18 protein-coding genes and 1 other RNA gene are annotated in these 19,274 nt (G+C 70.3%); 8 read left to right on the top strand and 11 right to left on the bottom strand.

All coding sequences use genetic code 11. The annotated features are described in order from the left end of the window. Positions 1 to 285 precede the first annotated feature (285 nt). From rnpB to arsH, 3 genes are all read right to left on the bottom strand, one after another. An RNA gene (rnpB, locus tag MKK65_RS12675) (RNase P RNA component class A) lies at positions 286 to 684 on the bottom strand. Between the two features lie 52 nt (positions 685 to 736). Then, a complete protein-coding gene (locus MKK65_RS12670) occupies positions 737 to 1,177 on the bottom strand; it encodes a VOC family protein (RefSeq protein ID WP_058194190.1) in 441 nt (146 codons plus the stop codon). 130 nt (positions 1,178 to 1,307) lie between these two features. After that, entirely contained in the window at positions 1,308 to 2,054 is a 747-nt protein-coding gene (gene arsH, locus MKK65_RS12665; protein WP_243958032.1) for an arsenical resistance protein ArsH, read from the bottom strand. A 50-nt stretch (positions 2,055 to 2,104) separates the two neighbouring features. On the opposite strand from arsH, the gene MKK65_RS12660 reads away from it, so the two are divergent. The 6 genes from MKK65_RS12660 to MKK65_RS12635 all read left to right on the top strand — a co-directional run bounded on the left by MKK65_RS12660 (position 2,105) and on the right by MKK65_RS12635 (position 10,618). After that, complete coding sequence (locus MKK65_RS12660; RefSeq protein WP_058194192.1) at positions 2,105 to 2,455, top strand: ArsR/SmtB family transcription factor; 351 nt, start codon at positions 2,105 to 2,107, stop codon at positions 2,453 to 2,455. Then, positions 2,448 to 2,888: an arsenate reductase (glutaredoxin) gene (gene arsC / locus MKK65_RS12655; RefSeq protein ID WP_243958030.1), complete on the top strand. Its 441-nt coding sequence runs from the start codon at positions 2,448 to 2,450 to the stop codon at positions 2,886 to 2,888. Before MKK65_RS12660 ends, arsC begins: the two co-directional genes overlap by 8 nt. Positions 2,889 to 2,915: 27 nt before the next feature. Continuing rightward, positions 2,916 to 4,211, top strand: a complete 1,296-nt coding sequence (locus MKK65_RS12650; protein WP_243958028.1) for an arsenic transporter — start codon at positions 2,916 to 2,918, stop codon at positions 4,209 to 4,211. Between the two features lie 4 nt (positions 4,212 to 4,215). Continuing rightward, positions 4,216 to 5,403: an MFS transporter gene (locus MKK65_RS12645; protein WP_243958026.1), complete on the top strand. Its 1,188-nt coding sequence runs from the start codon at positions 4,216 to 4,218 to the stop codon at positions 5,401 to 5,403. A gap of 80 nt (positions 5,404 to 5,483) precedes the next feature. Next, positions 5,484 to 8,105: an aminopeptidase N gene (gene pepN / locus MKK65_RS12640; protein WP_243958025.1), complete on the top strand. Its 2,622-nt coding sequence runs from the start codon at positions 5,484 to 5,486 to the stop codon at positions 8,103 to 8,105. 179 nt (positions 8,106 to 8,284) lie between these two features. Next, positions 8,285 to 10,618, top strand: coding sequence for a PAS domain-containing sensor histidine kinase (locus MKK65_RS12635; RefSeq protein WP_243958024.1), 2,334 nt, complete (start codon positions 8,285 to 8,287; stop codon positions 10,616 to 10,618). Between the two features lie 8 nt (positions 10,619 to 10,626). Here the strand turns inward: MKK65_RS12635 and MKK65_RS12630 are convergent, their stop codons facing one another. Beyond that, complete coding sequence (locus MKK65_RS12630) at positions 10,627 to 10,881, bottom strand: hypothetical protein (RefSeq protein WP_243958023.1); 255 nt, start codon at positions 10,879 to 10,881, stop codon at positions 10,627 to 10,629. 152 nt (positions 10,882 to 11,033) lie between these two features. Between MKK65_RS12630 and MKK65_RS12625 the strand changes: the two genes are divergently transcribed. After that, positions 11,034 to 11,318 (top strand): hypothetical protein, encoded by a 285-nt coding sequence (locus MKK65_RS12625; protein ID WP_243958022.1) that lies wholly within the window; start codon positions 11,034 to 11,036, stop codon positions 11,316 to 11,318. A 9-nt stretch (positions 11,319 to 11,327) separates the two neighbouring features. On the opposite strand, the gene MKK65_RS12620 is transcribed toward MKK65_RS12625, so the two are convergent. The 4 genes from MKK65_RS12620 to MKK65_RS12605 all read right to left on the bottom strand — a co-directional run bounded on the left by MKK65_RS12620 (position 11,328) and on the right by MKK65_RS12605 (position 15,918). Continuing rightward, a complete protein-coding gene (locus tag MKK65_RS12620) occupies positions 11,328 to 12,467 on the bottom strand; it encodes a GNAT family N-acetyltransferase (RefSeq protein WP_243958021.1) in 1,140 nt (379 codons plus the stop codon). Beyond that, a complete protein-coding gene (locus tag MKK65_RS12615) occupies positions 12,464 to 13,819 on the bottom strand; it encodes a lipopolysaccharide biosynthesis protein (RefSeq protein ID WP_243958020.1) in 1,356 nt (451 codons plus the stop codon). The genes MKK65_RS12620 and MKK65_RS12615 overlap by 4 nt, the downstream gene beginning before the upstream one ends. Before the next feature lie 159 nt (positions 13,820 to 13,978). After that, entirely contained in the window at positions 13,979 to 14,860 is an 882-nt protein-coding gene (locus MKK65_RS12610; protein WP_243958019.1) for an SGNH/GDSL hydrolase family protein, read from the bottom strand. After that, positions 14,821 to 15,918 carry an OpgC family protein gene (locus MKK65_RS12605; RefSeq protein WP_058194893.1) on the bottom strand — a complete coding sequence of 366 codons (1,098 nt, stop codon included), beginning with the start codon at positions 15,916 to 15,918 and terminating at the stop codon, positions 14,821 to 14,823. Before MKK65_RS12605 ends, MKK65_RS12610 begins: the two co-directional genes overlap by 40 nt. A gap of 160 nt (positions 15,919 to 16,078) precedes the next feature. Here MKK65_RS12605 and MKK65_RS12600 point away from each other — a divergent pair, with 160 nt between their 5' ends. Then, positions 16,079 to 16,345 (top strand): hypothetical protein, encoded by a 267-nt coding sequence (locus tag MKK65_RS12600; protein ID WP_243958017.1) that lies wholly within the window; start codon positions 16,079 to 16,081, stop codon positions 16,343 to 16,345. 55 nt (positions 16,346 to 16,400) lie between these two features. Here the strand turns inward: MKK65_RS12600 and rfbA are convergent, their stop codons facing one another. The 3 genes from rfbA to rfbB are packed head-to-tail and all read right to left on the bottom strand — an operon-like array spanning position 16,401 to position 19,242. Further along, a complete protein-coding gene (gene rfbA, locus MKK65_RS12595; RefSeq protein WP_243958015.1) occupies positions 16,401 to 17,291 on the bottom strand; it encodes a glucose-1-phosphate thymidylyltransferase RfbA in 891 nt (296 codons plus the stop codon). Next, the gene (rfbD, locus tag MKK65_RS12590; RefSeq protein ID WP_243958013.1) at positions 17,288 to 18,193 is read right to left on the bottom strand and encodes a dTDP-4-dehydrorhamnose reductase; all 906 of its coding nucleotides are present in this window, start codon (positions 18,191 to 18,193) and stop codon (positions 17,288 to 17,290) included. Before rfbD ends, rfbA begins: the two co-directional genes overlap by 4 nt. After that, positions 18,193 to 19,242, bottom strand: coding sequence for a dTDP-glucose 4,6-dehydratase (gene rfbB, locus MKK65_RS12585; RefSeq protein WP_243958011.1), 1,050 nt, complete (start codon positions 19,240 to 19,242; stop codon positions 18,193 to 18,195). Before rfbB ends, rfbD begins: the two co-directional genes overlap by 1 nt. Between the last annotated feature and the right edge of the window lie 32 nt (positions 19,243 to 19,274).

Below are 19,274 nucleotides of genomic sequence, written 5' to 3'. Positions count from 1 at the left end.
TGCAGAGCGCGCGAAACGCCGCGCACGGACGGGACCTGCACCTGTGCAGGTTACGCCCGGCGATCCGATACACGCCGTTGACGGGAGGATGCCGGGTATCATGGGCCTCGGAGGATCGTCAACGCGCGAGCCTGGCGTTGGCGAGCCGACCGATCTGACCCCCGTACGGTTAACCGAAGGTTTTTGCCGGGCGCGAATTTTGCGCCTCGTGGGCCCCATGGCCACCCCATGGGCAGGCGGCGGGTGCAGGCGTCGGAAGCCTGGGCAGCGCGCTTATCGGATGGTGGGATCAGCCGGCCTGTAAGCCGGGTTCTGTAAGGCCGGAGCGCTCGCGCGCGCCGACGTGGCGGCCATTCCTCTGGGACGGTCGTTGCCGACCGCCTCGAGCAACCAACCCGGGCGACTGGCCTGGAGAGCGGGCCTGCCCTTCTCGCGAAGGGCGCGCCGCCCCTATTCGGTCTTGCTCCCGGTGGGGTTTGCCGTGCCGTCCGCGTTGCCGCGTCCGCGGTGCGCTCTTACCGCACCCTTTCACCCTGACCCCGGACGTATCCGGGGCGGTCTGCTCTCTGTGGCACTGTCCCTGGGGTCGCCCCCGCCGGACGTTATCCGGCACCGTCTCTCCATGGAGCCCGGACTTTCCTCCCCGGACGCTGATGCACCCGGAGCGGCCGCCCGGCCGGCTGATCCGCGGGCAGATGCGCCCGCGCCGCCGTCCGGGTCAAGAGTCGCGCGTCGATTACCAGCTGCCGGTGTTCTCCATCGAAGCCCAGGGCTCCTGCGGCTCCTTGGCGGCGCCCTTCTGCAGGATCTCGATCGAGATCCCGTCCGGCGACTTCACGAAGGCCATGTAGCCGTCGCGGGGCGGACGGTTGATCGTCACGCCCTTGTCCTTCAGCTGCGCGCAGAAGGCGTAGATGTCGTCGACCTGGTAGGCGAGGTGCCCGAAATTGCGCCCGCCCGAATAGGTCTCCGGATCCCAGTTGTAGGTCAGCTCGATCAGCGGCGACTTGCTCGCCTGCGCCCGCTCGACATCCCCCGGGGCGGCCAGGAAGACCAGGGTGAAGCGGCCCTTCTCGTTCTCGACGCGGCGGACCTCCTTGAGGCCGAACGTATCGACGTAGAAGGCGAGCGCCCGGTCGAGATCGGCCACCCGGACCATGGTGTGCAGGTATTCCATCAGGCGGCTATCCCTTGAGTTGGGGCGAGGACTGTCACGACGTCCTCGGCAGAAACGGACATGACCGGCCGGGCCGGTCGGTGTCCTAGCTAGAGCGCGCGTCCTCGGCCGAGTAGGCTGCCCGCGTCGGTCACGGCTTCCCGATTCCGATATCGGCCGCCGCGGCCTGCAGCCGCTCCGGCGCGCGCTCCTTCCGCTCACTGTAGCGGTCGACGAGGAAATCGGCCCGCTCGCGGGTCAGCAGCGTGAACTTCATCAGCTCCTCGCAGACATCCACCACGCGCTCGTAGAGCGGGCCCGGCCTCATCCGGCCGGCCTCGTCGAACTCCTTGTACGCCATGGGTACGGAGGATTGGTTGGGGATGGTGATCATCCGCATCCAGCGGCCGAGCAGGCGCAGGCTGTTGACCGCGTTGAAGCTTTGCGAGCCGCCCGAGACCTGCATCACCGCGAGCGTGCGCCCCTGGGTCGGCCGCACCGATCCCTCGCTGAGCGGCAGCCAGTCGATCTGGCTCTTCATCACGCCGGTGAGGGTGCCGTGCCGCTCCGGCGAGACCCAGACCTGGCCCTCCGACCAGACCGAGAGCGCGCGCAACTCCTGCACCTTCGGGTGGTCGGCGGTGGTGTCGTCGGGCAGCGGCAGGCCGTGCGCGTCGTAGATCCGGACCTCCCCGCCCATGGCTTCGAGGAGGCGCGCCGCCTCGTAGGCGAGGAAGCGGCTGAACGAGCGCGCCCGGAGGGAGCCGTACAGGATCAGGAAGCGCGGCGCGTGCGGGAATGGCTGCGCCACCGCGAGCTGCGCTGCATCCGGCACAACGAAATGCGACCGGCTGAGATGCGGGATACCGTCGGCGAAGGGCTGTTCGGGCTTGTCCACGTAGGCGCTGTCTCGTATATTCAAAACATCGTTTGAATGTTGAAACGAAAATGGATGAACCGCAAGCCCTGGCGGCCTTCATGGCCCTGGGCCAGGAGCACCGGCTGCGGGCCCTCCGGGCGCTGGTGAAGGCCGGGCCGGACGGGATGGCCTCCGGGGCGTTGGCCAATGCCATCGGGGTCTCCGCCTCGACCATCTCCTTCCACCTGAAGGAGCTGCAGCAGGCCGGGCTGATCGGGTCCCGCCGGGCTGGGCGCTCGATCATCTACAGCGTCGCCTATCCGGTCCTATCCGGCCTCATCGAATTTCTCATGACGGATTGCTGCCAGGGGCATCCGGAGATCTGCGCGCCCGCGCTGGCCGCTTGCGGCCCCAGACCCAACGAGGTGGACCATGCCTGATCGCGCCTTCGACGTGGTGATCTACCACAACCCAGCCTGCGGGACCTCGCGCAACACCCTGGCGATGATCCGCAACGCCGGTATCGAGCCGCACGTGATCGAGTATCTGAAGACCCCGCCGGCGCGGGCGCTGCTGAAGCAGCTCCTGACCCGAGCCGGCCTGTCGGTCCGCGACGCCCTGCGCGAGAAGGGCACGCCCTATGCCGAGCTCGGCCTCGGCGACGCGGCTCTGACCGACGACCAGCTGCTGGATGCCATCCAGGCGCACCCGATCCTGCTCAACCGGCCGCTCGTGGTCAGCCCCAAGGGCGTCCGGCTGTGCCGGCCCTCCGAGCTGGTGCTGGAGCTGCTGCCGCCGCAGCAGGGCGCGTTCATCAAGGAAGACGGCGAGCCGGTGGTCGACGAAGTCGGCCGCCGCGTCGGTCTCGCCTGAGCCGGCGCCGGAAAGAGTCCCGCCCGCATGCTCGCGTTCGCCATCTTCGCCGTCACCCTGGTGTTCGTCATCTGGCAGCCGGGGGGATTCGGGATCGGCTGGAGCGCCCTCATCGGTGCGGGTGTCGCCCTCGCCACGGGGGTGATCCAGCCGGCCGACGTGCCGGTGGTCTGGCACATCGTCTGGGACGCGACCTTCACCTTCGTCGCCCTGATCATCATCTCGCTGCTGCTGGACGAGGCCGGTTTCTTCCATTGGGCGGCTTTGCATGTCGCACGCTGGGGCGGCGGGCGGGGCCGCCTGCTGTTCCCCTTGGTGTTGGTGCTCGGGGCCGCCATCGCCGCGGTCTTCGCCAATGACGGTGCGGCGCTGCTGCTGACACCGATCGTGCTGGCGATCCTGGTGAAGCTCGATTTCAAGCCGGCCGCCGCGCTGGCCTTCATCGTCGGCTGCGGGTTCGTGGCGGACTCGACCAGCCTGCCGCTGGTGATCTCCAATCTCGTCAACATCGTCTCGGCCAACGCCTTCGACATCCCCTTCGGACGCTACGCCGCCGTGATGGTGCCGGTCGACCTGGTGTCGCTGGCCGCGACCCTGGTGGTGCTGGGACTGTATTTCCGGACGGCCGTGCCGGCGACCTATCCGGCCGGGCAGCTCGAACCGCCCCGCGACGCGATCCGCGACCCGCTCCTGTTCCGGGCGGCGTTCCCGCTGCTCGGCCTGCTGCTCGTCGCCTATTTCGTCACGGCGCCGTTCGGGGTGCCGGTCTCGGCGGTCACCTGCGCGGGTGCGGCGACGATGGTGGCTCTGGCTTGGCGGGGCGGCGTCGTGCCGATCCGCAAGGTGCTGGCTGGCGCGCCCTGGCAGATCGTCCTGTTCAGCCTCGGGATGTACCTCGTCGTCTACGGTCTCCGGAATGCCGGCCTCACCGACGCGCTGGCGCGCGGCCTGGTCTGGATCGCCGGATACGGCCCGCTCGCGGCGACGCTCGGGGCGGGCTTCAGCGCCGCGATCCTGTCTTCCATCATGAACAACATGCCGAGCGTGCTGATCGGCGCCCTGGCGATCCAGCAGGCGCCCGACCTGTCGCCGCTGATGCGCGAGCTCATGATCTACGCCAACGTGATCGGCTGCGACCTCGGCCCGAAATTCACCCCGATCGGCAGCCTCGCCACGCTGCTGTGGCTGCATGTGCTGGCCAGCAAGGGCTACCGGATCGGCTGGGGCCAGTACATGCGGGTCGGCCTTGTGATCACGGTGCCGGTGCTGCTCGCCGCCCTGCTGGCGCTGGCCCTGTGGCTGCCCGTGCTCGGGACAAGCTGATCCCGTGACCGACCGGACCCGCCGTTGGCCGGTGATCTGCGCGCTCGGCGTGGTGCAGATCCTCGCCTGGGGCTCGACCTACTACATCCCTGCGGTGCTGGCCGAGCCGATCGCCCGCGACACCGGCTGGTCGCTCGCCTGGATCGTCGGCGGCCTGTCCATCGGCCTGCTGGTGGCGGCCGTCGTGTCGCCGCGGGTGGGCGCCGCCATCCAGCGGCACGGGGGGCGGCCGGTCCTGGCCACGGCGGCCGTGCTGCTGGCCACAGGCCTCGCGGTGCTGGGCCTTGCCCCGACGCTCCCGGTGTTCCTGGCCGGCTGGCTGATCCTCGGCCTCGGCATGGGGTGCGGCCTGTACGATCCCGCCTACGCCACCCTCGGGCGGCTGTACGGGTCCGAAGCGCGCTCCGCGATCACGGCCCTGACGCTGGTGGGCGGGTTCTCGAGCACCGTCTGCTGGCCGCTCTCGGCCTTCCTCGTCGCCCATATCGGCTGGCGGGGGACGTGCTTCGCCTATGCTGCGCTGCACCTCGCGGTGACGCTGCCGCTGGTGCTCGCCCTGATCCCGTCGGCCCCGCCCCGGGCGGTGCCGGAGACCGGTCGGGCGCGGCCGGTCGTGCCGCTGGAAGCGTGGCAGGCCCGGGCCGTCCTGCTGATGGCGGGGATCCTGGTGCTTGGCGGCACCATCATGGCGCTGGTCTCGGTCCACCTGCTGACCCTGCTTCAAGCCCGCGGCGTGACCCTCGCCGCAGCGGTCGCGTATGGCGGCCTGATCGGGCCGTCGCAGGTCACCGCGCGGCTGATCGAGATCGCCAACCGCGGCCGGCATCACCCGCTTTGGACCCTGACCGCCGCCTTCGCGCTGGTCGGACTGGGTCTTGTGCTGCTCGCATCCCATGGGCCGGTGATCGGCTTGGCGCTCGCCATCTACGGGGCCGGAAATGGGGTCTACTCGATCGCGCGGGGCACCGTGCCCCTGGTCCTGTTCGGCCCCGAGCACTACGCCGGGCTGGTCGGCCGGCTGGCCCGGCCCGGTCTGATGGCCCAGGCCCTGGCGCCCCCGCTCGGCGCGTTCCTGCTGGTCCGGATCGGGCCCGACGCCCTGTGGGGCCTTCTGGCGCTGCTCGCTGCGGTCAATCTCGGGCTGATCGGCGGGCTGTGGCGGTTGAAGGCCGTTGCTGCAGAATCCCCCTGACTGCAAGCGCCGCGGCCGCGTTGCGCCCGGCCCCGCGAGGGACCAGAACGGGCTCGAACCCGATCCGGAGAGAGAGCCGAATGCGCACCGAGACGCCGCCGCTGATCCGCCTGGAGGAATACCGGCCGAGCGACTACCTGATCGACCGCGTCGATCTCGACATCCGCCTCGATCCCCACGCCACCCGGATCGACGCGACCCTGGCCCTGCGCCCCAACCCGGCCGGCCGCGCGGGCGCGCCGCTCCATCTCGACGGCGACGACCTCCGGCTGGTCTCGGCAGACCTCGACGGCCTGGCCCTGGCGGCCGACGCCTATGCGAGGACGCCATCGGGCCTCAGCCTGCACGCCCCGCCGCGGCAGCCATTCGTCTTGCGCCTCGTCACCGAGATCGATCCGACTGCCAACACCAAGCTGATGGGCCTCTACCGCTCGAACGGGGTCTACTGCACCCAGTGCGAGGCCGACGGCTTCCGCCGGATCACCTATTTCCTGGACCGCCCCGACGTGATGGCGGTCTACACCACGCGCATCGAGGCGGATCGGGCCGAGGCGCCGGTGCTGCTCGGCAACGGCAACCTGGTCGAGTCCGGTGCTGTCGGCGCGGACCGGCATTTCGCGGTCTGGCACGATCCGCACCCGAAGCCCGCCTACCTGTTCGCCCTGGTCGGCGGCCGGCTCGGCAAGGTCGAGACCCGCTTCACCACGATGGAGGAGCGCGCCGTCACCTGCGCCGTCTATGTCGAGCCGGGCAAGGAGGCCCGCGCCGACTACGCCCTCGATGCCGTGATCCGCTCGATGCGATGGGACGAGACCGCCTTCGGCCGTCCCTACGACCTCGACGTGTTCAACGTGGTCGCCGTGTCCGACTTCAACATGGGCGCCATGGAGAACAAGGGCCTCAACATCTTCAACGACAAATACGTCCTGGCGAGTCCCGAGACCGCGACGGACGGGGATTACGCGGCGATCGAGGCGATCATCGCCCACGAGTATTTCCACAATTGGTCGGGCAACCGCGTCACCTGCCGGGACTGGTTCCAGCTCTGCCTCAAGGAGGGGCTGACGGTCTTCCGCGACCAGGAATTCTCCTCCGACATGCGCTCCCGGCCGGTCCACCGGATCTCCGAGGTTCGCTCCTTGCGGGCGCGCCAGTTCCCAGAGGATGCCGGCCCCCTGCGCCATCCGGTGCGGCCGCGGGCCTATGCGGAGATCAACAACTTCTACACGGCGACCGTCTACGACAAGGGCGCCGAGATCGTCCGGATGCTGCGCACGCTCATCGGCCCGGAGGCGTTCCGGGCCGGCATGGATCGCTACTTCGCCGACAATGACGGCCGCGCCGCCACCGTCGAGGATTTTCTGGCCGCCTTCGCGGCGGTCACCGGGCGCGACCTCTCGGCCTTCGCCCGCTGGTACGAGCGGCCCGGCACACCGCGCCTCTCCGTCGCCATGGCCTACGATCCGCAGACCGCCCGCTGCACCCTGCGCCTCGCCCAGAGCCTGCCGGGCGAGGCCGGCCAGGACGCGCCACCCCTGGTGATCCCGGTGGCGCTCGGCCTCGTCGGCGCTGCGGGACCGCTCACGGGCGCCGCCGGCCCGGATGTGCAGGACGAAGTCTACATCCTCGATCGGGCTGAGGCCGAGATCGTGTTCGACAACGTCACCGAGGAGCCGGTGCCCTCGCTGCTGCGCGACTTCTCGGCCCCGGTGCGGCTCGAGTTCGAGCTCACCGACGCCCAGCGCATGCGGCTGCTCGCGCAGGACAGCGACCCGTTCAACCGCTGGCAGGCGGCGCAGGATGTCGCTCTGCGGTTGATCCTCGACCCCGATCCCGCCCGGGCCGACGCCTTCTCCGAGGCCCTGGGGCGCTTCCTCGACGACGAGGCGCTGGCCGATCCGGCCTTCGCCGCCCTGGTCCTCGCCCTGCCGAGCGAGGGCGAGGCTGCCGACGCCCTGCAAGCGGACGTCGATCCGGACGCGATCCACCGGGCGCGGTTCGACCTGCGGGCGCGCCTCGGCCGCGCCCTCCGGCCGCGCCTGGAGCACCTCGACGCCGCCCTCGCGCCGGCCGACGGCGCGGCCTACAGCCCGGACGCAGCCTCGGCCGGGCGCCGGTCCCTGCGCAACGCCGCCTTCGACCTGATCGCAGCCGGTGATCCCGAAGCCGGGGCGGTGCGCGGGGCGGAACGCCTGGCGAACGCCACCAACATGACCGACCGGCTGGCGGCGCTCGGTACCCTGGCGTTGATCCCGGGCCAGGCCCGGGAGGACGCGTTCGCGGCCTTCGCGGACCGGTTCGCGGACGAGCCGCTGGTCCTCGACAAGTGGTTCGCCATTCAGGCGCAGATCCCCGAACCCGGCACTCTGGAGCGAATCACGCGTCTCAAGGCCCATCCAGCCTTCACCATGACCAACCCGAATCGGGTTCGTGCGCTGATCGGAAGTTTCGCGTTCGGGAATCCGTCCCAGTTCGCTCGGCCCGACGGGGCCGGTTTTGCGCTCGTCGCCGACACCGTCGCGTCCCTCGATTCGATGAACCCACAGGTTGCCGCTCGGCTGCTGACGGCCTTCGGATCGTGGCGTCGGCTTGAAAAATCGCGGGCCGGCAAAGCCGGCGAAATGCTTAATCGAATCAAGGCGATCCCAGGCCTCTCGCGGGACTCCGCCGACATCGTCGCGCGCACCCTTGGAGGCGGCTAACCTATTGAACCTGCGGTAGAAAACGATTCTGTGGCCGAGTCGTAGCGCAGGGGTTGCGTCAAGGGCGAATGGTAAAAAATCCGTGGACAAGCGCCCCTCGAAGATGGTTGTATCCAGTCAGATTCGGGGGGCGCGAGACGCCGCGGACGGATCGCAGTTCCCATGGGTGAGGTTCGGCCATGCCGGAGGCGGCTTCCGCTTCCTTCTCCGCGCGTGCGGAATCGAGTCTCGCCGTTTCCTGGCCGATGCGCGTCCGGGATCCGCGGCTCGGTCTGGTCGAGCGGTGGCTGCGCTACGCCGTGCCCGGCATCCTCGCGGTGTTCCTGGCCTGCCTGGTCGGTCTCGCGGCGCTCCACATCCAGGGTCAGCGGGCCGAGATCCTGGCCGGCGCCAAGGCCGAGGTCGAGGGCTTCGCCCGGCTGGCCGCGAGAGCGATCGCACCGGCCGGCGGTCGGGCCTCCGATCTGCGCGTCCTGATGCCGGAGAGCGAGCGCCATCCGGGCCGGCGCCTCCTCCTGGTGCGGCCCGATGCTCGGATCGCCGCCGCCCACCCGCCCCTTCCCGCCGACGCCACCACCCTGGCCCAGGTGCTTGGCGACAGCGAGCCGCTCTCCGGCCTCGGCGAGCGCGCCGGCGCCATGGCCCTCGACCTGCCCGGCGGCGAGAGCGTGCTCGCCGCCATCCACAGCTTGCCCAACGGGGCCGGTCAGGTCGCCGTGCTCCAGCCGATCGAGCCGCTGATGCGCGGCTGGAGCGCCCGGGCCCGGGACCAGATCGTCCTGGTCGCAGCCGCGATCCTGGTGATCGTCGGCGTCGGCCTGGCCTACGGGTTGCAGAGCCGGCAGGCGGCCCGGGCCGACCGCGCCCGCGAGCAGATCCGCGGCCGTCTCGAGACCGCCCTGCGCCGCGGCGCCTGCGGGCTGTGGGACTGGGACATCGCCCGGGGCCGGATCTACTGGTCCGATTCCATGTATGCCCTGCTCGGCTACCAGCGGCAGCACGAATATCTCTCCTTCGGGGCGGTGAACGCCCTGGTCCATCCCGACGATGGCGATCTCTACAGCCTCGCCCGCGGCCTCGCCGCCGCCCAGACCTGCGTCGACCACGCCTTCCGGATGCGCGGGGCCGACGGCGCCTATGTCTGGCTGCGCGCCCGGGCCGAGGTCATGCCCGATGCCACCGATGGCGGGCGCCACCTCGTCGGCATCGCCACCGACATCACCGAGCAGCGCGCCCTGGAGGAGACCAACGCGGCCTCCGACATGCGCCTGCGCGACGCCGTCGAGGCGATCTCGGAGGCCTTCGTCCTCTGGGATACCGGCAACCGGCTGGTGCTGTGCAATTCGAAGTTCCGCCACCTCCACGCCCTCAGCCCCGAGGACGCGCAATCCGGCCGGAGCTACACCGACGTGATGGGCCGGGGTGTCCTGCCCCAGGTACGCAGGGAATCCCCCGAGGCCGGCCTCGCCCTCCCCGGCATGGCCGCCCGGACCTTCGAGGCCGAACTCACCGACGGCCGCTGGCTCCAGATCAGCGAGCGACGCACCAAGGATGGCGGCTACGTCTCGGTCGGGACCGACATCACCAGCCTGAAGCGCCACCAGGAGCAGCTCCAGGCCTCGGAGCGCGAGCTGATCGAGACCGTCAAGGACCTCAAGCGCTCCCGCCGCACCCTCGAGCTCCAGACCCAGCAACTCGCCGATCTGGCCGAGCGCTATCTCGACCAGAAGGCCGCCGCCGAGGCTGCCAGCCAGGCTAAGTCCGAGTTCCTGGCCAATATGAGCCATGAGCTGCGTACGCCGCTCAACGCGATCATCGGCTTCGCCGATGTGATGGAGAACGCGGTTCTCGGCCCCCTCGGCACCCCGCGCTACACCGAGTATTGCCGCGATATTCGTGAGAGTGGCTCGCACCTGCTCTCGATGATCGACGACATTCTCAACATGGCCCGTCTCGAGGCGCGTCGGGTGCGGCTGAATCCGCGGGCCATTCCCGCCGAAACTGCCGTCACCTCCGCGCTCGGGCTGGTCGAGGCAGCCGCCCGTGAGAAGGGAATTACCCTCGGTCTGGACGTACAGCCCGGAATCGATCTGCTGGCCGATCCGAGCGCGATGCAGCAGATCCTGGCCAACCTCGTCCAGAACGCCGTGAAGTTCACGCCGGCCGGTGGCCGCGTGGCGGTCCGCGTCCGCCGGGCGGGCGCCAGCACCCACCTGTTCGTCGAGGATAGCGGCATCGGCATTCCTCGCGCCGACCTCGCCCGGCTCGGCCGGCCGTTCACCCAGGTCGAGGCGCAGATGACCCGCAGCCACAAGGGTTCGGGGCTCGGGCTCGCGATCACCCGATCCATGGTCGAGCTGCATGGCGGCTCCCTGCGGATCCGCTCCGAGGAAACGGTCGGCACCGTCGTTCTGGTACGCCTGCCGGCTCCGACGCCCGAGCAGAAGGATCGGTCCGCGCCCGCCCGTGCCACGGCGTCCCGGCCGGGCGCCCGTCGGCCCGTCGCCGCCTGAGACCGCGTTCACCGCCGCGGATCGAGCCCGCCCGATCGCGCGAGGCGGCCCTGCTCCACCTGCCAGCGCGCATCCGCCACCGCCCGGGCCAGACGCCGGATCCGCCAGCGGCGGTAGAGCGTCAGCAGGACAGGGCCGCCGAGCCCGGCCTCATGATGCCGCAGGCGCCGCAGCAGGTCCGGCAGGACCGACGCCGCCGCATCGGCGGTGGCGATCTCGATGGCCCGCAATTCGGCTCGAAAACCCGCCTTCCAATCCTCCATGGCGACCCGGGCCTCCGCGGTGAGGCGTCGTCCGGGACGAGGGTTCGGGGGCTCGCCCGCGACACGGATGCGCCCCCGAGAACGCGCGTCCCCGACCGGCGTTTCCCGTTCAGAGGATCCGCGATGCGGATCGACCATCGACGAGACGATCCATGCGCTCCAGGACCAGCCTCCGCCTCGCCCTCGCGGGCCTGCTCGGGCTCGCCGCGGCCCCGGCCTTCGCCCAGAGCGTCGGCTACGCGACCGGCTTCCCCGGCAAGGACCCGGCGGGCGACGAGGAGATCGGCTGGGGCCCGGCCTATCGCCCGGAGACAAGCTTCGCCCAGCCCGGCACGCCGCCGACCCCCGGCCAGATTGCCGGCCGCGCCTACCGGGCCCGGACCGGGCACGGCGTCTACGATCAGGTCCAGGGTGAGGGTCCGTACCGCAACCGATAGGGCCGCGTTTCAGCGCCGCCGCAAAGCCCGCTTGGCTGTGGCCCGGGCCTGGTGCTCGAACCGGGCGAGCCGCAGCCGCCGCTCCAGGGAGAGGGTGCGATCTCCCGGCGGCAGGGCGATGATCTCTGCAACGGATGTCCGTTCGCGATAAAGGCTCTCCAGGGCCGAACCCTCGAGCGTCGCCGAATCGAGTGTATCCGCAAAACCGGTCTCGTGGCAGGTGCGCACGATCTCGGCCTCCAACAGCAGGCCGGGGGCGTGGCTTCGCAGATCCTCGTCGTAGGCCGTCTTCAGGAGCGTCGCGGTGCCGCCGCCGACCAGGGCAAGGCTGATCGCGATCGATCGTCCGTCGAGAGTCAGGGCGTCGGCCCGGACGCCGACCGGACCCGATGCCTGGCCGAACAGGGCGTGGGCCAGCGCGGCCGTGTCCGCCCGGCAGGCCATGGCGGTGCCGGCCTGACCCTTCCAACCCTTCTGCTCGAGGCTGAGGAAATCCGCCACCAGCCCCGCCAGTTCCCGACCGCCCGTGGCGCTGACATGGGCGACGGTGCCGATCTCAGCGAGCCGGCGGGCGCGACGGCGCAGATCCTTGAATCGAGACCTGTTCGGGTGTCCGGCCAGGAACGCGTCGTGATCGGCCCGGCGCGCCATCACCGGGCGCTCGAACGTTGTCACGACGCCGATCGCCCAGCCGCGCGCGCGCATCGCGGCCAGCATGTCTGGGACGGCGCCGTCGTCCATCGGTAGGAGCGGCCAGCGCCAGGCCCGGCCGCATTCTTCCAGGCCGGTCACCAGGGCGGCCACCGCCGCTTCGCGCCCCGACCCGTCGATCACCAGGGGCGCGGTGGCGGTCACCAGTGGCGAGAGGAACGGCCGCGCCACCCGTCCGCCGAGGCCGGTGAGGTCGCGGCGCAGCGTGACGGGCAGGAGCGCGACGAGATCGCCGCCGCGGCGGATCGTGACGAAGCGCAAGTCCTCCGGCAGCAGCCCCGCTTCCCGATGCGCCGTGATCGCGTGGTGCGTGTAATGTGGATGCGGACCGGCGGCGCAGGCGAACAGGGCATCCCAGGCCGCCGGATCCGGCGCGGGGCCGACGGAGACCGACAGGTCCGGGAATTCTCGGCGCGCGGCGGGAGCGAAAAGGCTCATCGGATCGCTCCCGCGGACCAGATTGGGGTCGGCAGCCCGTGCAGGCGGCCGGCAGCACGGGCGAGCAGCGCGGCGCGCGCGATCGTCGCCAGCGTCACCGCGAAGGCGGCACCCAGGGGGCCGAAGGGCGGGATCAGCAGCAGGCACAGGAGCGCGGCAGCGATCAGCATGGCGGCGGTGATGCCTGCGCAGAGGCGCTCGCCGCCGAGCATGGTCAGGAGATCCTCACCGGGCCCGAACAGGCTGGCGGCGACGCTGCCGGCCACCAGCACCGCCAGGATCGGCACGCTGGAGTTGAGGCCGGGGCCGAACATCGCCAGCAGCAGGGGGCTTGCGCCTACGATCCCGACGCCGACGAGGGCGGTGGCGGCTGCGGTCAGCCGGCCCTGGCGGCGCACGAGGTCGGCGAGGAGGGGGCGGTCGGCCCGGGCGTGGGCGGCGCTGTAGCGCTGGAGCGTCGCCGCGCTGGCGGCGAAATGCACGAACACGACGAATTGCTGGATCCGGGTCGCGGCGAAATACAGGCCAAGTTCGGCCGGGCTCACCAGGGCGCCGAGCACGATGACGTCGACGAAGGTGAAGCCGGCATTGGCCAGATCGATCCCGGCGATCGGCAGGCTGGTGCCGAGCCAGGTCCGCCACTGGTAGCGCTGCGGCCCCGGCGGCAGGTCCGTCCGCAGCCGCGCCAGGAGCAGGCCGGCCTGCAGGGCCGTGGCGATGGCGGCGGCGATCAGCATGCAGGCCATCGCGACTTCGGCCCGGGGCGGCGCCCCGAGCAGCACGGCCCCGACCATGCAGGCCATCATCAGGCTCTGGCGCAGCAGGTAAGGCGGCGCGATAGCGAGCCCGACCCAGTTCTGGCTGCGCGCGACGCCTTCGAGATAATCCTGCAGCGCGAAGAGCGGCATCACCCCGAGCGCGACCGCGATCGGCGCCCGATAGGCCGGCGCGAACAGGCCGGGCTCCAGCCACAGCAGGGCCGCGCCGAGGCCGGCCATGCTGAAAGCCGCCCCGCCGGTGACGAGGGCGCCGGTCCGGAGATAGCCGCGAGCCAGATCGAGATCGCCCCGCGCCTGATCGGTGGGCACGAAGCGGCAGGCGCCCTGCGACAGACCGAGCGTCAGCGTGTGGCCGAGCATCGCGGTCCAGACCCAGACCGCAGCGAACACCCCGTAGGCGTCCCAGCCCATCAGCCGGGCGGCGAGCACCTGGGCGGCATAGGCGAAGCCGGCTGCACCGACCCGGATCGCGAAGACCGCGAGCGCGGCCCGTGCCGGGCCATCGCGCAGGGTGTGGAGCCGCTGGCCGGCGGCGGCAAGCTTGCTGAGGGCCGGGAGGGCTGTCGCTGACACCACGCGCTCCATGCCAGGCGCTGGAGCATCATCCCGAACGGCGGCCGCCGGATCGGAAACAGATGATGACCCGTCAAACCCGCCGAAGCGTCGTCCGAGATCCGATATCCGGGGCGATACGTCAGTGACCGCAGGAGAACGGTCTCGGGTTTTGACGGTCTAGCCCGGGGCGCGTTGCGGCTCGGTTAAGGGCGGTGCAGCCGGCGCAAGCTTCGGGTCCGGAGCGGGCTCGGTCCGCATCAGCGAGGTGGCGATGGTCAGCGCCACGTGCTCGGCCATGCAGCGCAGGCCGAGATCGTTGAGCCGGAACTGGCGGCCGAGCATGTGCCCCTCGCCCTTGTCGCTGCGGCTCGACAGGTAGTGCAGGGCCTCGTAGCGGCGCACCAGCGGCACCTGCTGCTGGGCCGCCACGGTACGGACCGCGTCGACGATCCGGTTGTAATCGACGTCGGCGGCCATGCTGGCGGTATAGATCGGATCGACGAGCACCACATCGATTCCGTGGGAGCGGATCCAGGCCACGGCCTCGCTGAGTTCGCTCGCGAAGGCGTCGGCATCGACCCGGGCGATGGCGTCGTGGGTGCCGACCTGCCAGACCACGAGATCGGGCTCGGCCTCCGCCACCATGGTGCGCAGGCGCTCGGACGCCCCCGAGGCGATCTCCCCAGGCAGGCCGCGATGATCGATGGTCACGTCGATCTTGGGCAGGGCCCGTTCCAGGGCGGCTTCGAGCTTGGCCGGATACGAGGCCGAGGCTCCCGGCGCCGCGCTGCCACCGATCGCCAGGATCTTGAGGGCGCGGTTCTCGCTGAGCGCGGTCCGGACCGCGCCCAGCTTGGCCATGGTGTAGAGCTGCGCGCCGGGGACCCGGCATTCCTGCGACAGGCCGGGCTGGTCGCCCGAGCCCGGATCCGCCGGCTGCTCTGCAGCCGCGGCCGGCGTCATGAAAGCCAGGACCAGGGCGGCCAGCGCCCAGCGGGGCCCCGAGGCGCGTGCGCGCCTCACGGCCGGGGCCGGGACGACTTGCTGCGGGTGCGCCATTCGACGAACCATGCGGTGAACCCCAGACCGACCAGGCCGCTTCCGGCGACCAGCATATCGACCAGCACGCCGCCGCCGGTCTGGAAACGCACGAGCTGCCCGATCAGGCTCAGGATCGACCCCATGGAGAAGACCGCCAGGGAATTACGACCCAGCTGACTCAGATAGCGCCCGACGACCCCGATTCGGGGAGCCAGAATTGCGTAGAGCGGCGCGAAGGCGAGCAATACCCCCAGGAAATGAAGAAGCCGCGCCGGTGTCAGGTAGGTTTTCTCGAACGTGAACAGCAATCGGGGCTCGGGCACCATTAGCGGATCCGGCCGGATCCCGGTCACGGCCAGCACGACGCCCACGGTGACGATGGCGAAGCCGGCTGGAACCAGCCGTCGCGCCCAGCGGCGCAGGGTGTCGGAGCGCAGGGTCCAGCCCTGGAGCACGAAGCCCAGCACCAGCAGAACCTGCCAGCAGAACGGATCGAAGAACCAATCCCCCTCCCCGGGCCAGGATGGGACGTTCCACTCGAAGACGAGGCTCGCCAGGTAGATACCGGCCGACAGCGCCAGGGCCGCGATCAGGCTGAGGCGGCCGACCAGCACGAAGACCGGCGCGATGCCGATCAGCAGCACGTAGAGCGGCAGGATGTTGAAGAACCCGAGCTGGTAGGTCATCAGCGCCATGCCGCAGACCGACTGGATCGGGTCCGCGAAGAAGCCGCCGGCATTGTGCCATTCGAGGATCAGCGGGTTGTCGAGCAGCAGCGCCGAGCCGGCGATGAGCGCCAGCGCCAGCAGCATGATCGTGAGCTGCGCGCGGTAGACCTCGACGGTCCGGGCGAGCAGCCGGACCACACTCTTGCCGGCCGGCTCCGGCTTCCCGTCGCGCCCGCGGGTGGCGATGCCGATCGACCAGCCCGCCAGGAACACGAACAGCTCGGCGGCGTCCGAGATGCCGTATTGCGAGAAGGTGTAGCGCTCGAAGGTGTTGCCCGGGATGTGGTTGATGAAAATCGTCACCAGGGCGAAGCCGCGCCAGAAGTCGATCGCGTTGGGGTCCCGCATCGTCGCGGCGGCTCCGGGGTTTCGACACTGGATCGGGGGTGAGCGGCCCGTGATACGGCCCCGGGCCGGCTCTGCAAAGGCGAACAAAGGGAGAGTTCGTGCGGACGCACGAACCGGGCGGTCACGCTCGCGTTAGGTCGGATCAAGGAGATCCGGACAGATGACCCGCACGATCACGATCCTCGGCCTCTCGGCCCTGCTTCCGATACTCGCTACGACGGCCGCATCGGCGCAGGCTCAGACTGGCACCGGCGGGGGGCCGACCTCGACCATCACGGCGCCGCACACCTCGTCGGTGGGCCAGACCATGCCGCCGGCCTCCGGCGCCGGCGCAGCGACCCCGAACGATCGCCGGGACCGCACCCAGCAGCAGATCCAGGACGACAAGATCTCCCAGGGCATCTGCATCGGGTGCAGCCCGAAGTAGGCGTTCGCCGTTCAGGACATCCGGGACCGCCGGTCCCGAATGTCTCGTTCGCGCATCAGCGCAACGCGAGTTCATCCTCGCTCTCGCGGGCGAGGCGGAGCAGGTTCTGGCCGTAAGCGGTCTTGGCGAACATCTCCCCGCGGGCGATCAGCTGGTCACGGGTGATGAAGTTCTGAAGGAAGGCGATCTCCTCCAGGCAGGCCACCTGGAGACCCTGGCGGTTCTGCAGCGTGCGGACGAACTCGCTGGCTTCCAGCAGGCTGTCATGCGTCCCGGTGTCGAGCCAGGCATAGCCGCGCGACATCCGCTCCACGTAGAGTTGGCCGCGCTCGAGATAGGCCTCGTTGACGCTGGTGATCTCCAGCTCGCCCCGGGCCGAGGGCTTCACGGCGGCGGCGATGTCGAGCACCTGGTTGTCGTAGAAGTACAGGCCGGTCACCGCCCAGGTCGATTCCGGGTTCTGCGGCTTCTCGACGATCTTGGTCGGGCGCCCGGTCTTGTCGAGATTGACCACGCCGTAGGCCTGCGGGTTGTCGACATGGTAGGCGAACACCGTCGCGCCGTCCTTGCGCGACCGCGCCTGGTTCAACAGCTCCCGCATGCCGGCGCCGAAGAACAGGTTGTCGCCGAGGATCAGCGCCACGTCGTCGGTCCCGACGAAGTCGCGCCCGATCACGAAGGCCTGGGCGAGGCCCTCCGGCCGCGGCTGCAGCGCGTAGCTGAATTGCAGGCCGAACTGCTCGCCGGTGCCGAACAGGCGCTTGTAATTGTCGAGGTGCTCCGGCGAGGAGATGATCAGAATCTCGCGGATGCCGGCCAGCATCAGCACCGAGATCGGGTAGTAGATCATCGGCTTGTCGTAGACCGGCAGCAGCTGCTTGTTGATCGACAACGTGGCCGGATGCAGCCGCGTGCCGGATCCGCCGGCCAGAACGATGCCCTTCATGGCTTGGAAACTCCGTCTGTGACCGGCCCGACGAGCCGGTCCAGGATGTCGTCGAGCGCCGCCTGCCAGGGCCTGGGCGCGATGCCGTAGGCCGCCGTCAGGCTGTCCGTGGACAGGCGCGAATTGGCCGGCCGCCGGGCCGGTGTCGGGTAGGCCGAGGTCGGGATGCCGGTGACCGGGATCGACCGGCCGCCGCGCCGGGCGGAGCCCGCCACGATCGCCTCGGCGAAGCCGGCCCAGGTGGTGGCGCCGGCATTGACGCAGTGGAACGTCCCGGTGGGCGCGGCCGCATCCTCGGCCAAGCGCCCGGCGATCACCGCCAGGGCGGCGGCGAGGTCGGAGGCGGAGGTCGGGCAGCCATGCTGGTCGTTGACCACCGTCAAGGCGTCACGCTCGCCGGCGAGCCGCAGCATCGTCTTGACGAAGTTGCCCCGGTGCGGGCTCACCACCCAGGCGGTGCGCACGATCGCGTGGCGCGGGTTGGCACTGCGCACGGCGAGCTCGCCCGCGGCCTTGCTGGCGCCGTAGACGCTCTGCGGGTCGATCGGCTCGTCCGGGGCGTAGGCGCCGTCGGCCTTGGTGCCGGCGAAGACGTAGTCGGTCGACACGTGCACGAGCGGGATTTTCTTATGCGCGGCCGCCGCTGCCAGGATCGCCGGGGCTAGGGCATTGAGGCGCCAAGCCTCGACCACGTCGGCCTCGGCCTTGTCGACCGCGGTGTAGGCGGCGGTGTTGATCACTGCGCCGTAATCGCGTGCGTCCAACGTCCGGGCGACGGCGCCCGCATCGGTGATGTCGAGCTCGGCGCGGCTTGGCGCGTGCACCGATACGCCGGCTGGCCAGGCCAGGGCCTGCAGCTCGGTGCCGACCTGGCCGGCGCCGCCGAGGACCAGGATATCCATCAGCCGGTCAGCCCGAGGCGCTCGCCCGTGTAGCGGCCCTCGCGGATCGGGCGCCACCAGCTCTCGTTGTCGAGATACCAGGCCACGGTGTCTTCCAGGGCCTGCTCGAAGGTCTTCTGCGGCTTCCAGCCTAGCTCGGTCTCGGCCTTGGTGCAGTCGATGGCGTAGCGCCGGTCATGGCCCGGCCGGTCGGCGACGAAGCTGATCAGCTGCTCGTGGGGGCCGTGCTCCGGCCGCAGCCGATCGAAGGCCGCGCACAGCGCCTTCACCACCGCGAGGTTGTTGCGCACCGCCCTACCGCCGAGGAGGTAGGTGTTGCCGATGCGGCCGCGCTCCAGCACGGCGACCAGGCCCTTGGCGTGGTCTTCGACATGAATCCAGTCGCGCTCGTTCAGGCCATCGCCGTAGACCGGCAGCTTCTTGCCCTCGAGGGCGTTGAGGATCATCAGCGGAATCAGCTTCTCCGGGAAGTGCCGCGGCCCGTAATTGTTCGAGCAGTTGGTCACCAGAACCGGCAGCCCGTAGGTCTCGTGCCAGGCGCGCGCCAGGTGGTCGGAGGCCGCCTTCGAGGCCGAGTAGGGCGAGCGCGGGTCATAGCGGCTGTCCTCGGTGAAGAACGCCTCCGGGGGCAGCGAGCCGTAGACCTCGTCGGTGGAGACGTGGAGGAACCGGAAGGTCTTCTTCTCCGCCTCCGGCAGGGCCTCGTAATAGCCCCGGGCACCGTCTAGCATGGTCTGGGTGCCGATCACGTTGGTGCGCACGAAGGCGCCCGGATCGGTGATCGAGCGGTCGACGTGGCTCTCGGCGGCCAGATGCATCACCGCCTGCGGCTTGAAGGCGTCGATGGCGGCCTGCACGGCGGCGCGGTCGCAGATATCGGCCTCGACCAGGCGGTGGCGCGGGTTGTCGGCCAGTGGTGCCAGCGAGATCGGGTTGGCCGCGTAGGTCATCGCGTCGAGGGTGCAGACCTCGTGGCCGAGATCGTTGACGAGATGCAGCACCAGCGCCGAGCCGATGAAGCCGCAGCCTCCGGTCACCAGAATGCGCATGGTGGGTCCCCCTCGGATCGATCGCGTATGGA

Origin of the sequence: Methylobacterium sp. J-001 (genome assembly GCF_022829565.1) — a bacterium.
Lineage (GTDB): Bacteria > Pseudomonadota > Alphaproteobacteria > Rhizobiales > Beijerinckiaceae > Methylobacterium.
This window is presented reverse-complemented; position numbering and strand designations above follow the sequence as displayed.

What these genes read in the sequence shown, in the direction of transcription:
- MKK65_RS12670 (WP_058194190.1), bottom strand. Translation starts at nt 1,177, where the DNA reads ATGGAATACCTGCACACCATGGTCCGGGTGGCCGATCTCGACCGGGCG.
- MKK65_RS12660 (WP_058194192.1), top strand. Translation starts at nt 2,105, where the DNA reads ATGGATGAACCGCAAGCCCTGGCGGCCTTCATGGCCCTGGGCCAGGAG.
- arsC (WP_243958030.1), top strand. Translation starts at nt 2,448, where the DNA reads ATGCCTGATCGCGCCTTCGACGTGGTGATCTACCACAACCCAGCCTGC.
- MKK65_RS12650 (WP_243958028.1), top strand. Translation starts at nt 2,916, where the DNA reads ATGCTCGCGTTCGCCATCTTCGCCGTCACCCTGGTGTTCGTCATCTGG.
- pepN (WP_243958025.1), top strand. Translation starts at nt 5,484, where the DNA reads ATGCGCACCGAGACGCCGCCGCTGATCCGCCTGGAGGAATACCGGCCG.
- MKK65_RS12635 (WP_243958024.1), top strand. Translation starts at nt 8,285, where the DNA reads ATGCCGGAGGCGGCTTCCGCTTCCTTCTCCGCGCGTGCGGAATCGAGT.
- MKK65_RS12630 (WP_243958023.1), bottom strand. Translation starts at nt 10,881, where the DNA reads ATGGAGGATTGGAAGGCGGGTTTTCGAGCCGAATTGCGGGCCATCGAG.
- MKK65_RS12625 (WP_243958022.1), top strand. Translation starts at nt 11,034, where the DNA reads ATGCGCTCCAGGACCAGCCTCCGCCTCGCCCTCGCGGGCCTGCTCGGG.
- MKK65_RS12620 (WP_243958021.1), bottom strand. Translation starts at nt 12,467, where the DNA reads ATGAGCCTTTTCGCTCCCGCCGCGCGCCGAGAATTCCCGGACCTGTCG.
- MKK65_RS12610 (WP_243958019.1), bottom strand. Translation starts at nt 14,860, where the DNA reads ATGGCGCACCCGCAGCAAGTCGTCCCGGCCCCGGCCGTGAGGCGCGCA.
- MKK65_RS12605 (WP_058194893.1), bottom strand. Translation starts at nt 15,918, where the DNA reads ATGCGGGACCCCAACGCGATCGACTTCTGGCGCGGCTTCGCCCTGGTG.
- MKK65_RS12600 (WP_243958017.1), top strand. Translation starts at nt 16,079, where the DNA reads ATGACCCGCACGATCACGATCCTCGGCCTCTCGGCCCTGCTTCCGATA.
- rfbA (WP_243958015.1), bottom strand. Translation starts at nt 17,291, where the DNA reads ATGAAGGGCATCGTTCTGGCCGGCGGATCCGGCACGCGGCTGCATCCG.
- rfbD (WP_243958013.1), bottom strand. Translation starts at nt 18,193, where the DNA reads ATGGATATCCTGGTCCTCGGCGGCGCCGGCCAGGTCGGCACCGAGCTG.
- rfbB (WP_243958011.1), bottom strand. Translation starts at nt 19,242, where the DNA reads ATGCGCATTCTGGTGACCGGAGGCTGCGGCTTCATCGGCTCGGCGCTG.